The organism is Coleofasciculus sp. D1-CHI-01 (assembly GCF_040218875.1).
In the GTDB taxonomy this organism is placed as follows: domain Bacteria; phylum Cyanobacteriota; class Cyanobacteriia; order Cyanobacteriales; family Coleofasciculaceae; genus Coleofasciculus.
Window position 1 is genome coordinate 62,926 of record NZ_JAVJQP010000044.1, and the last position, 12,045, is coordinate 74,970.

The window sequence follows — 12,045 nt, forward strand, 5'->3', positions numbered from 1 at the left end:
TGGACAGCGTTTGCGACAAGCTGACAACGCGATCGTAATCTTCGTCTCCCAATCCACTACTCGTTATTTGGCTCTTCCAAGCGATGCAAGCACTCCTGAACTGATAACACAGGTACGGATGAATTCAAAAAACCTTGATTGTCGCGGGTCAAGATAGCATCAAGCCCTTGAGCTACAGCACAAGCAACTTGAATCGCATCCTCAAAATCAGCAAAACCTGAGCTAAACGCTACCTCTAAAACCTCTCGGTTCACAGGGCAAATCTCCATCGCTGTCAATGTCTCTGAAACTGCTTCCCGTGCTTGCTCAATACTGCGTGTGTGTCTTCGAGCAATGTAAAAAATGTCTGTGAGCGTTGTAGCTGTGGCATACCCAACGATCTGACCAGAATCGATCGCCTGAAACAGTCGCTCTGCATCGTGGAAAAATGGCTCTCTTTGTAATAGAAAATCTAGGAGAATATTGGTGTCAACTAAAATGTTCACTGAAGATATTTCTCCACCCGACGCTCTTCCAACATCGCAGCTACTTCTTGGTCGGTTGGTGCGGGTTGGTCTGTTTTGAGTAAGCCACGCATTCGTCGAATTGCACTAGAACGACCAGGCTTGGCAATTGGGGTATTCTGCAAGGATTCAATGATGGCACTAACCAGCGCAAGCCGATCGCTCGGTGATAACTTGACAGCTTCTTCCTTTAGCTCTTGCAGTAGCATAGACACCTCTCAGGGCTGGATAGTCTGGGTTCTATTGAAATAATTATATAGAAGCCGATAGTAATCTATATATTAGTTTAGAAACACCCATAATACCAAATCCAGCCGAATTTAACCAATTTTTAGTAGCACTCATGTAGGTTAGTCCCTTGGGAATGCCGGGAAATAGGCGGATCGAGAACTAAAACCGAAGGAACGCGATCGGGGTGAACCAAACGCAGTAAGCCATAACCGATTCCGGCTAAACCGTTCATTAAACCGAGAACTTCTGTTCCCCCAGGTACACCACAGTAACACCCCTGCTGTTCAAGGCTGTCCAAAACAGCAGCCGTTTTCTGGAGATAACGTTTATGCCATAACTCTTGAGACTCGTTTTCCACTTCTATTCCAAAATTTCCCCGCCAAAGCAATTCTAAGTTTCCTAAATCTCCGTTGCATAACGAATGATTGTAACCAAAGCCTCGATTTAGGGTTGTTTCCCTAGCGGCATCAATTTCTGAGTAAATTTCTGGATCATCTAAATAGGCGCTCATTCTCCAGCGAGCCAAACCTATTCCCGTTGCACCATGACTCCACCCCATGGCAAAATTTTCTTCGTCTTCCTCTAATCTATTTCGCCAATTTTTAGCGGGTTCCGAAAAGAGACTTCGCTCATATTCTAAAGCAGCCACCGCCGCATTTTTGTAGCGTTCTTCTCCTGTAAATGCTGCTAACTCTAACAAGGCTAAAGCAATTCCCGCCGCACCGTGAGAAAATCCGCCCAGGGGTTTTTTATGGGGAATGGTTACCCAACCGATGCCTCGTTCCATGGGTTGGGCACAAGCCAAAAGACGTTCACCGCATTGTAAAGCAACAGCTTTAATGTCTTCATTACCAATACAGCGATAAAGATTCATTAAGGCGATAATACATCCGGCTGAACCGTAAACAATATCCAATTGTTTGTCTTGTTCGATTAACTTAGGCAGTTGGTTAACCCATTTCAAGGCACGATCATATAACTCCTGATTTTGCCATAAACTGCCTAAATGAGTGACCGTATAAATTAATCCACCCCAACCACTAAATCCCCCAATCGAACGAATTAAATTTTGATCAAACTCCACCTGACGCAATACCGTAGATAGGGCATCTCGCGCTAAGATTTCATAGCGTTCTGTTTGAGTCATCGCCCCGAAATAACCCAGAAATAGAGCAATCCCAGAAATTCCGGCAAATAAATCCCAACTCAGCGGTTTAAGCGTCCAATACCCTTGACTGACGGAGACTAACCCAATCCAACTGGCTTGATGGTTATCGTGCAAGGCAAGGGATTCCAATCGTGAGGCAATGTTTCCGGCTATTTGTAACAAGCGTTTGCACAATTGTTTAGGATCTGGAATCGTTTCCGGTTCTACTAAATGATAACTTGAATGCCCAGGGTTTTGGGATTCCAGTTTTAACGCCGTTAAAGCTGTGCGAATAAACCAACGTTGCTCGTCTAAATCGGTTTCACTCAATTGTCGAATTCGACGTTCTACTCGTTCAATTCCCGATTGATCAAAAAAGTTCGTAATTCGTTCACCATCACTCCACAAATCACACGAATTGACATGGGTTGAAAACAAGGGAATATCACCACGCCATAAAGCTTTTTTCTCCCAGGGAATCACCTGATCCAGAAACGGGCGATTCGGGACATCAACCCAAAGCCGATCAAAGAGGCGATCGCGATCCAGTGCATCCCGTAAAACATCGGGATGAAAACTCTCTTGTAATAATAATCCATAGAGTCGAGTATCCCGCAAAACCACTCGGATTTCGTCCTGAGCAAAGGTTGTTATCCATGTAGAACAAAAGTCTTCTTGATGTTCTTTAATTAACCGATAAATCGTGGCAAATCCAGTTTCTATTGCCTCTTGGTAGTCTAAAACATTAACCACGTCCCCATTCAACGTCGGTCGATTTTTACTTCTATTTAACCTCCCTGGCTGGCGACGCACGCGCATTTCATCGGTTCCTATCCCAGTTAATTGAGGGGATTGAGTGGGCAGAGTTTGACCCCCAATGGCACCGATTCCACTGGTATCAATTCCTGGTGAGGCTTCTTGGATGTTAGTGCGTTGGGGTAATAGTCCCACTCCCATTACAGACTCACCCATTTTCCGGTTAGCAATCAATACAAATGCTGGGGAATCGGGGGCGCTTCGCACGGGACGGAATAAGGTTTCTAAGTCGATGGGAACGGGATGTTCGCCAGCGGCAATCAGGTTTTCTAGGTGAAAATCTGTTGCTTCTAAAACGTAGAATAGTGCTAAATAACCGCCCATGCGCCAGTAAAATCGCTCAAGTTGTTCAAGCGTGGTACAACTGGAGGCAGACAGGAATTCAACCCATCCATAGGTGTCCCGATTGATGATTTTTAAAGTTAAAAACGGTGGATGCTTCCCGCGTTGATTGAGCCACTGAAGCAGTTCTTGAAAATGGCAGTCAATGGCTAATGATTTGGGCTTATAAACCACCTGAAACCCGGAGCTAAATTTTAGGATCATGACCGATCGCCCACCGCGATGGGTGTCGCCCGCGCCTTGTTGCACTTGCACTAAAATCCCTGGATGGGTTTGGGGCGTGAACGTCTGGCAAATGTCCTGCCAATCTGAACAGAGACGGTCTAAAAATTCTAAGCTGGCGTCCACCCATTGTTCCAGGTGAATGACTAATTGTCTGGCTAAAACGGGATACTCTTGCAGCAGGGCGATGGCTCGCTCTGGATTGTCTAATTCTTGGATAAAATTGTGCAATCGTTCGGTTGGTGTCTCCCCAGATAATTGTCCTTGTAACCGAGCCACATTCAGTTCCAATACCATGGTTTGACTGATCATTGTGATCAACTGATCAGGGAGATTGGCAACTAAAAGTCCCTTAATAGTCTGCCGATCAAAGGGTAAAGTGGGGTAACGTTTCTCTAATTCGCCAATTCCGGCATCTAAACGAGCGATCGCATGACTCAGTAAGGGTTTAATCCCGTAGAGGAAACCTAGTGTTGCTCGCTCAGGAGAGAGTTGCGCCACAGGTGCGATCTGAACATTTGTGAAATTTGGGCGAGAAAACGCCTGCTGGAGTTCCTCTAACCAATGGGGTGGATGGGGAAAACGCTTGACCAAAGATTCAACGGATTCACCGAGGCGATCGCGAAACTGCTCTCGGGTCATTCCCTCAATAGCCAATCGCTGATCAAAATAAGCCGAATTTGTAAAGGGGATTTGGGAACACCAGCGCTGCATTTTGCGTTCGGCTAAGTCCTGATTAAAGCCATCTGTGTCAGAGTCTTCCCTGATTGTCCCTGAGTCTGGGATTCGTTCAATTAACGTCAGCGCCCGATACCACGGTGCTGTTTGCCCGATCACGCGATCCATCCTGTTCTGCCTTGTGTAGTGGTTTTCCCGTATTTCCTTTTTGGGTGATAATGATTATCATACTCAAATATACCAGAATGATTTTCATTTTCACCTACTAAGGTGTGAGGAGGAGAAAATGCTACAGATGTACAGGTTCCGGGGTAAGGTGATTGTCGGTATTTCAGCGGTTGTCCTGCTGTGTGGTCGTGCTGATACCGCCGTAGCAAGGGAAGAAGTCATCCGTGAAGTCCCGTCCATGTCCAGTGTTCAGTTCCACGTCGATGAATCGGTGGTGCTTTTTCCAGAGGAAGGTGATCCCATGAGCCAAGTTAACTCCGTGTCTCAACTGCGGGATGTTTTCCCTGGAGACTGGGCGTATGAAGCCTTACGGACTCTGGTTGAGCGCTATGGGTGTATCGCTGGCTATCCCAATGGCACATTTCAAGGGAATCGAGCGTTGAGTCGGTATGAATTTGCCGCCGGATTGAATGCTTGCTTGCAGCAAATCGAGCGTATCTTCGCGGAAAACCCAGGGGATTTAGGTCACCAGGACGACGTAAACACTTTGCAACGGCTGGTACAAGAGTTTGAAACCGAATTAGTCACCCTGGGTACACGGGTGGATAATCTAGAAGATCGTACCGCGTCTCTGGAAGCGAATCAGTTTTCCACCACCACCAAACTGCAAGGAGAAGTGATCATCGCCGTTACCGATGTTTTAGCAGGAGACAGCACCCAAGTGACGTTCCCGTCAGTCATTAGCCCAACGGGAACCACAACTCGTGACAGTCCTGAACAAAATACGGTTTTTGCCAACCGCGTTCGTCTCAATTTCCTCACCAGTTTCACGGGTGAGGATGAGCTAAAAATAGGACTTGCCAGTGGGAACTTTCCCCACCCGTCTCGTCTCGACGGCGGATTTCAATATGGTCCAAGTCCCCTGTTGGGTTTCTTTGGGGGACCGGAATTTTCCCCTGAAGGTCAGCAAACCTTTAACGATATCGCGTCCTTACCCGCTAATAATACTGTAGGGTTGACGAGTTTGAGCTATGAGTTTTCCCTGGGTGAAAAGCTGAGAACCGTGATTATGGCAGAAGGCGGCGAACATCACGACTACATTCCCACCACGTTTAGTTCTTGGGATGACGACAATGGGGGTACAGGTTCTCTGTCGGTTTTTGGACAACGCAGTGGCATTTATAATTTTGAGTCAGGAGCCGGTCTAGGATTCACTTACCAGTTGAGTGATGCCATTAGTCTGAGTGCGGGTTATATCGCCACATACGCCAATGAACCCAGTTCCGCCCGTTCGACGAATCCTCTCGCTGGGGGTTTATTTGGCGGTCGATATTCGGCTTTGGCACAATTAACGGTCAAACCCAGCGATACTTTTTCCTTTGGTTTGACCTATAACCACAGCTATCATCCTGCGGGGGGACCATTTAGCAGTACACCCATCTTTTTGTCGGATCAAGGAACAGTCTTGAGCAATTTTCCGATTATTCCGGCTCAAGAGGTATCGGTTGATTCCTATGGTGTTGGTGCGTTGTGGCAAGTGAGTCCCCAGTTTGCCATCAATGGCTGGTTTGCCTACAGTCGCGTCAATAGTAATTCGGACAGCGCCAGCATTTTTCAAGGGGGAAGCTTCGTCGATGTAGATTATGAAGGCAGTAGCGCTGATATTCTGACCTATGGCATCGCTCTGGCATTTCCCGACTTAGGAGGGGAAGGAAATCTCGGTGGTTTGGTTATCGGCGCTTCTCCTTATGCGACTAGAGCAGAAGTTCCAACACCGTTCCAGACTGGAGGAAATTGGTTCTTGGGTTCTGATTTAGGAGAAGATTTTACTGACCTGATTCCAGATAATGCGATTCCTTGGCATATTGAGGGATTCTATCGGTATAAGCTGACCGATCATATTTATCTGACTCCTGGTGTAATTTGGTTGACGGCGCCTAACCAATCTGCGCGAAATCCGGATGTAGTGATTGGTACGCTCCGAGCGACGTTCCTTTTCTAAGGGGAACCCGTTTGAGTTATTATAATGATAATCATTCCCACAATGTTCCTCAATGATTATTGCTGTCGCTGGTTTACCGGGAGCCGGAAAAACCACTTGGATTCGACAACAGCTAGCCGTTGCTAACCAACCCGTGCTGTATTTTAGTCCGGGTTCTCAGCCTGTTCCCATTGATATAACGGGTATCACTGTCGAATTTCCCCAAGTCACACTTCTCAAAGAAGGGGATGAGTATAGGTTGTTAGACTTAGCTCGGCTGGAGTGTCTTGCCTATATATAGAACTGGGATTTCATCTAGATTTAGAGTCCCTCGAGCCACTGTTGTCCGCATTAGATCACCTCTGCTATCGTCGCGTTGCCGTGATGCCACCCAATGTTCAGGATACCGGATGGCACGTTTGGGCAGACCAAGTCGTGCCTGGGGTGACAATTGCCACCCCAGAGGGAAATCCTGAGCTTTGGCGTGCGCCGATTAGCGGTCAAGTGCTTGATCCAGCTAGTCTGGATGTCTTTTGGGCGGAGTTAACCCAGGGAGCCTATGGCAATGTGAATCGAGCCAAGGGAATTTTTGACCTAGCCGATGGACGCGCCTTTTATTTTGATTTTGTCGCGGGGATAAATAGTACCTACACCGAGTTAGCGCTTCCGCGTTGGCTTGAAGGTCGTCCCCAGCGCTTCAGTGGGATTGAAGTGGTGGGTGTGGCGTTGGATAAGAGCGCGATCGCCCAAACACTGAAAGATTGCTGTTTATCGGATGTAGCTGTTCATCATTACCAACAACAAATCAAAGAATCCTTAGCTATTTTAGATCCAGAAGAAGAAGAAGAAGAAGCATGAAACTTGCTGTTATCTCCTGCATTCACGGAAACTACCCAGCCTTAGATGCCGTTTTATTAGATATTGATCACCAAAACGCTGACAAAATCGTTTGTGTTGGCGACTTAGTGGGTTATGGACCCCATCCCAATGCTGTAGTCGAACAAATTCGCTCTCTCGATATTCCCACCTGTCAGGGATGTTGGGATGAAGATGTTGTTGAAGGATTAAACGCTTGCGAATGTTCCTATCCTTCACTATTAGCCGAAAAACGAGGACGCATTGCTCACGAATGGACGAATCAGGAAATTCACCCTGAAACACGAGAATTCCTCGCCCAACTACCTTATAGCTTAAAAGAAGGGAACCTCTGTTTTGTTCATGGGAGTCCTCACAGTAATCATGAATACCTGTTGCCGGAGTTAGATGCTTTTTTAGCCGTGGAACGAGTTCTCTCGACGGGTGCTGATGTCCTTTTCTGTGGACATACCCATCTGCCTTATGTGCGGACGTTAGCAGGGGGTCAACTGCAAGTCAAGATGAGTAGCGAGGAACAGCAACAACAGCAAACTTTCCAGGCTCCCCTGAAACGGATTATCAATGTGGGTTCTGTCGGAGAACCTCGTCACGGACGCCCGAATGCCACCTATGTTATTTACGATAATGAAACCGAACAGGTAACGTTGAGGGAGGTTGAGTACGACTACCAAAAAACCTGTGCGGCAATTATTGATAAAGGCTTACCTCCTATTTTTGCGTGGCGATTGGCACGAGGATTGGAGTATGCCGAAAAAGCGGATGATCCAACTCATATTTGTGCGCGATAAACCTTTCTTGGTCATAAGTTAACAGAAGGCAGACGGTTGTCACGTTTATCCTGTCTTTAAAGCCTGACAAATGACAAACGACTTCTCCACCGTTAAGTCCAATTCTCCCCCATACTGAATAACAATGGAAACCTGGGCAATTTTAAGTGGAATTGAAGGAAATATTGTTGCTTATGAAGCGGTAATTTCCGATATTCAACACCAGAATAGAGGCGTAAATGATATTTATATTTTGGGGGATTTTATTAGTTCTCGACCCGAAAGTGAACAGGTCGTGCGGCGAATTCGTTCTCCAAAACCCAACGAATGTTTACCCAAAATCTGTACAGGTTGGTGGGAGGAACAATGTCTGATTCTTCATGGATTGGCAGCTACAGGCGAACCGACTCAACTGATTGAGAACTATGGTGCTGACACCGTAAAATTGCTTTGGGATGCTGTTTCCCGGCAAACGGTTGAATGGATTCGCCGCCTAGATTTTGGGTTCTTAGAACTCGATTGTCTACTGATTCATGGTAGCAGCGTGAGTGTGGATGATGAATTGACGCCTCAGACACCCCCTTGGCAGATGTGCGATCGCTTGATGCGTGTGGGTGCAACTAACCTATTTTGTGGTCGATCGGGTTTAACTTTTGAGTACCAACTGCAAGGAGGTTCTGTGTCTTCACAAATCACCACGCTTGAGGGTCAACAGTCGGTTCAGACAGCAACAGCATCTCCTCGTCGGGTTATTGGGGTGGGTAATGTGGGACGAGAACCCGGAAAAGCCACTTACACATTTTATGAGCCGGATACAAACCGTGTGGACTTTCGGACAATTCGTTACGGCTGAAGCAGAGGGAGCATGTCACCTCTCTGGCTAATGGTTACGATGCCAGAGGCTCATATCATCTGTTTTGTGGATATCTGCTGGCAACAGAGAGTCATAAAACTTAACCATTTCCACCATTCCCCTTGTTTATTCCCCTGCTGAGCAAAATCAGGGGAGCTGGGGAGACAAAAAAGACATAATGGTGATATAGTGAAAATCAACCTTCGGTTCTAACGGGGATCAGCCGTTAGAAGTAATGGGGAAAGTTCGGTGCAAATCCGACGCTGTCCCGCAGCTGTAATGAGACTGAGGTCTTTGAGTCAGAATGCCCGCCGAATGTCAAGCAATTTTAGTCAAATCATTTCATCCATCTGCGAGGTACAGATGTATACAATCATGAATAGTCTCATCCCGCGATTTTACGCTCTGATCGTGCCAGAAATACGCTACAGATGCTAACTGGCATTACTCGATTGGTTTGGCAATTTATCCATCCAAGGCAGTGCTTCTGCTGTCCGGAAATATAGCATTACTATATCCAAGGCTTTCCCGCCTAGGTCAGAATCGCCTGAACCGTTGAACCGGATTTTCTGGCACAGATTCTGCCTTTGAGGAAATTGCACCAATTAAACACAACCTATAGCATTTCATCGCTCTAATGACTCCGGGAACACCGATTAATTGCCTGAGGCATTAGATAGCTTGAGTGCTGTTCCTTGATGGTGAAGTGCTACCCTTAGCGCTTGATCAAATCCGGGCTATTACACCTTAATTAAACCCAGAAAAACCATGTCCATTCAAACCGCAACAGTAGGCTATCCTCGCATCGGCAAAAACCGCGAAGTCAAAAAAGCCTTAGAAGCCTTCTGGAGTAACAAATTAGACGCAGAATCCTTATGGGAAACTGTGCGCCAGGTTGAAGAAACCAACTGGCAAACCCAACGTGAAGCCGGTATCGATCGCATCGGGATTGGTGACGCTACCCTCTATGACTCTGTACTCGATTGGTCTATTTATTTGGGATTGATTCCAGAACGATTTCGCCATCTATCCGGTTTAGAACAATACTTTGCCATGGCACGGGGGAAAGAAGGCATTCCCGCCCTAGAAATGACCAAATGGTTTGATACGAATTACCACTACCTCGTACCGGAAATTTCCGCCCCACTGCAACCGACAGATTTTAATCCGGTTTTGGCAACCGTTAAACGCGCCCAGTACATTCTGGGGAAACGGGCAACTCCGATTATTTTAGGACCGATGACACTCCTAGGATTGAGTCGGTTAGATATGCCGATTTCGGAGATCATTCGTCCCCTGTGCGATCGCTATGTGAATCTGCTACAGGCACTCAAACCCTTGGGTATAGAGGAAGTCCAAATTCATGAACCTGCCCTGGTTTTGGGAGATACGGCTAAGTTTAAAGACGACTATGAATCAACTTACGCCTCATTGGCGCAGGTGGGTATACCGCTAGATTTGGTCACCTATTTTGATGATTTGGGTGAAAGTTATCCCTGGGTGATCCAATTACCCGTTGCCAGCATCAGTTTAGACTTTACCCGGGGGCGCAATCTAGACCAACTTAAACGCCATGGGTTTCCCAGCGATAAACGCCTGGGTGTGGGTATTGTGGATGGACGAAACGTCTGGCAAATTCGACCCGATCGCCTTTTACCCATCCTAGACGAGATTAAACCGATTACCTCCAACCTATCCATTCAACCCTCCGCCTCCCTACAGTTTGTTCCCTACGACGCCACACGGGAAACTAAGTTACCCGAACCCCTACGAAATGTACTGAGTTTTGCGGAACAAAAACTCCAAGAAGTGGTCATTTTGGCGCAAACCCTCCAAGGGGAAGACAGGCGATCGCAATTGCAGGATATTGCCACACGCCAAACAGCATTTGAGCAATTCAGTCCCCCTAATGCACAGGTTCAACAACAGCTTCAGTCATTGAATGTTGATGCCTTTGAGCGATTGCTCCCCTATACCCAACGACAGCCACTACAACTTCAACTTCCCCCATTTCCCACCACCACAATTGGCTCATTTCCGCAAACCTCACAGGTGCGGAAACTACGGCGGCAATGGAAGCGCGGCGAAATCACTCTGGCTGATTACCAAAAGGCAATTGATGCCGAAATTGCTCAGTGTATTCGCTATCAAGAAGAAGCCGGATTGGATGTGCTGGTACATGGTGAATTTGAACGCACTGATATGGTAGAGTTTTTTGGACAGCAACTCCAAGGTTTTGCCTTCACTCAACATGGATGGGTGCAAAGTTATGGCAGTCGCTATGTTCGTCCCCCAATTATTTACGGTGATGTCGTGCGTCAGATGCCGATGACGGTTCGTGAGTTTAACGTTGCCCAGTCATTAACGGAAAAACCGATTAAAGGGATGCTCACCGGACCCGTAACCATGATTAATTGGTCGTACCCCCGTACCGACATTTCCCGACAGGAACAGGCATTCCAAATTGCCTTAGCCTTGCGGCAAGAAGTGGCGGATTTAGAAGCAGCGGGAGCGACGATTATTCAGATTGATGAACCGGCATTGCGAGAAGGTTTACCGCTGAAACCAGAACGGTGGCAGGATTATCTGTCTTGGGCAGTGGATGCGTTTCGTCTCAGTGCTGGAATTGCCAAACCCCAAACCCAAATTCATACTCATATGTGTTATTCCGAATTTGGGGATATTATTCAGCACATTCAGCGTCTGGATGCGGATGTTTTATCGATTGAGAATAGCCGCAGTAATAATGAAACCTTGTTTGAAATTACCAATGCTGGATATGCTCATCAGGTGGGGAATGGGATTTATGACATCCATAGTCCAGTAATTCCCACAACAGAACACCTTCTGAAACAACTACGGACAGGAGTGGCTAATTTGCCCGTTGAACAAATTTGGGTGAATCCCGACTGTGGCTTGAAAACTCGCCATTGGGACGAAGTGATTCCGGCGTTGAAAAATATGGTAGAAGCGGCAAAAATGCTGCGGGAGGAAACCCATGCGTCCGGAAAATAGTGTTTGGCAAGGTAATTTTGGCTACTGGCAAAATGAGTTTATTCATGCCAATTTGTTGGTGATTGGGTATTACGCTTGGAACGGTTATGTTGAATCCGGTCGCGGGATAGTTTGTGTGGATGTGCAGGATACCGCGATCGCATCGAAGATAATCAGTCTGGATTGGATACCGTTCCATGCTGAATTCATTGCTAAACCCCAGGTGGTGAGTCAGATGCAAGCACACAAATTTGAGGAAGGTGTCATTGACCAACTTATGCTCTTGGTGGATCGTTATCACCCTGACGAAGATGTAATCTTGCTACTCACGGCGCAGACTCAAACCGAAATTCATCTGTTGCATAACCTAAAAATTTCCCCTCCTGAATGTGACCGACAAGTTTGTCGGCGTTGGCATGAATTTCAGCCCTGTTTCCGGTAAGAATTGTTAAATTTTTGAGCATTTG

The 12,045-nt window shown here is 46.8% G+C and carries 11 protein-coding genes and 1 riboswitch; of the genes, 7 read left to right on the forward strand and 4 right to left on the reverse strand.

What is annotated here, in order from left to right; translation table 11 throughout:
* Positions 1-56: 56 nt before the first annotated feature.
* The 3 genes from RIB93_RS08235 to RIB93_RS08245 form a co-directional block, all read right to left on the reverse strand.
* Entirely contained in the window at positions 57-485 is a 429-nt protein-coding gene (locus RIB93_RS08235; protein ID WP_446372082.1) for a type II toxin-antitoxin system VapC family toxin, read from the reverse strand.
* Positions 482-712, reverse strand: a complete 231-nt coding sequence (locus RIB93_RS08240) for a hypothetical protein (protein ID WP_446372084.1) — start codon at positions 710-712, stop codon at positions 482-484. Before RIB93_RS08240 ends, RIB93_RS08235 begins: the two co-directional genes overlap by 4 nt.
* Positions 713-834: 122 nt before the next feature.
* Positions 835-4,107, reverse strand: a complete 3,273-nt coding sequence (locus RIB93_RS08245) for a type 2 lanthipeptide synthetase LanM family protein (RefSeq protein WP_446372086.1) — start codon at positions 4,105-4,107, stop codon at positions 835-837.
* 118 nt (positions 4,108-4,225) lie between these two features.
* Between RIB93_RS08245 and RIB93_RS08250 the strand changes: the two genes are divergently transcribed.
* The 5 genes from RIB93_RS08250 to RIB93_RS08270 all read left to right on the forward strand — a co-directional run bounded on the left by RIB93_RS08250 (position 4,226) and on the right by RIB93_RS08270 (position 8,584).
* On the forward strand, positions 4,226-6,109 hold the full coding sequence (locus RIB93_RS08250) for an iron uptake porin (RefSeq protein ID WP_446372088.1): 1,884 nt from the start codon (positions 4,226-4,228) through the stop codon (positions 6,107-6,109).
* Positions 6,110-6,161: 52 nt separating this feature from the next.
* Positions 6,162-6,389 (forward strand): hypothetical protein, encoded by a 228-nt coding sequence (locus RIB93_RS08255; RefSeq protein ID WP_446372090.1) that lies wholly within the window; start codon positions 6,162-6,164, stop codon positions 6,387-6,389.
* Between the two features lie 41 nt (positions 6,390-6,430).
* Positions 6,431-6,946, forward strand: a complete 516-nt coding sequence (locus tag RIB93_RS08260) for a GTP-binding protein (RefSeq protein ID WP_446372092.1) — start codon at positions 6,431-6,433, stop codon at positions 6,944-6,946.
* Positions 6,943-7,752 (forward strand): metallophosphoesterase family protein, encoded by an 810-nt coding sequence (locus RIB93_RS08265; RefSeq protein WP_446372094.1) that lies wholly within the window; start codon positions 6,943-6,945, stop codon positions 7,750-7,752. Before RIB93_RS08260 ends, RIB93_RS08265 begins: the two co-directional genes overlap by 4 nt.
* A gap of 124 nt (positions 7,753-7,876) precedes the next feature.
* Positions 7,877-8,584, forward strand: a complete 708-nt coding sequence (locus RIB93_RS08270; RefSeq protein WP_446372096.1) for a metallophosphatase — start codon at positions 7,877-7,879, stop codon at positions 8,582-8,584.
* A gap of 187 nt (positions 8,585-8,771) precedes the next feature.
* A riboswitch (cobalamin riboswitch) is annotated at positions 8,772-8,914 on the forward strand.
* Between the two features lie 104 nt (positions 8,915-9,018).
* Here the strand turns inward: RIB93_RS08270 and RIB93_RS08275 are convergent.
* Positions 9,019-9,189, reverse strand: a complete 171-nt coding sequence (locus RIB93_RS08275) for a hypothetical protein (RefSeq protein ID WP_446372098.1) — start codon at positions 9,187-9,189, stop codon at positions 9,019-9,021.
* A 163-nt stretch (positions 9,190-9,352) separates the two neighbouring features.
* On the opposite strand from RIB93_RS08275, the gene metE reads away from it, so the two are divergent.
* Both metE and RIB93_RS08285 read left to right on the forward strand, forming a co-directional pair.
* The gene (gene metE / locus RIB93_RS08280) at positions 9,353-11,599 is read left to right on the forward strand and encodes a 5-methyltetrahydropteroyltriglutamate--homocysteine S-methyltransferase (RefSeq protein WP_446372100.1); all 2,247 of its coding nucleotides are present in this window, start codon (positions 9,353-9,355) and stop codon (positions 11,597-11,599) included.
* Positions 11,583-12,020, forward strand: coding sequence for a hypothetical protein (locus tag RIB93_RS08285; protein WP_446372102.1), 438 nt, complete (start codon positions 11,583-11,585; stop codon positions 12,018-12,020). The genes metE and RIB93_RS08285 overlap by 17 nt, the downstream gene beginning before the upstream one ends.
* Positions 12,021-12,045 lie beyond the last annotated feature (25 nt).

What these genes read in the sequence shown, in the direction of transcription:
- RIB93_RS08240 (WP_446372084.1), bottom strand. Translation starts at nt 712, where the DNA reads ATGCTACTGCAAGAGCTAAAGGAAGAAGCTGTCAAGTTATCACCGAGC.
- RIB93_RS08245 (WP_446372086.1), bottom strand. Translation starts at nt 4,107, where the DNA reads ATGGATCGCGTGATCGGGCAAACAGCACCGTGGTATCGGGCGCTGACG.
- RIB93_RS08250 (WP_446372088.1), top strand. Translation starts at nt 4,226, where the DNA reads ATGCTACAGATGTACAGGTTCCGGGGTAAGGTGATTGTCGGTATTTCA.
- RIB93_RS08255 (WP_446372090.1), top strand. Translation starts at nt 6,162, where the DNA reads ATGATTATTGCTGTCGCTGGTTTACCGGGAGCCGGAAAAACCACTTGG.
- RIB93_RS08265 (WP_446372094.1), top strand. Translation starts at nt 6,943, where the DNA reads ATGAAACTTGCTGTTATCTCCTGCATTCACGGAAACTACCCAGCCTTA.
- RIB93_RS08270 (WP_446372096.1), top strand. Translation starts at nt 7,877, where the DNA reads ATGGAAACCTGGGCAATTTTAAGTGGAATTGAAGGAAATATTGTTGCT.
- metE (WP_446372100.1), top strand. Translation starts at nt 9,353, where the DNA reads ATGTCCATTCAAACCGCAACAGTAGGCTATCCTCGCATCGGCAAAAAC.
- RIB93_RS08285 (WP_446372102.1), top strand. Translation starts at nt 11,583, where the DNA reads ATGCGTCCGGAAAATAGTGTTTGGCAAGGTAATTTTGGCTACTGGCAA.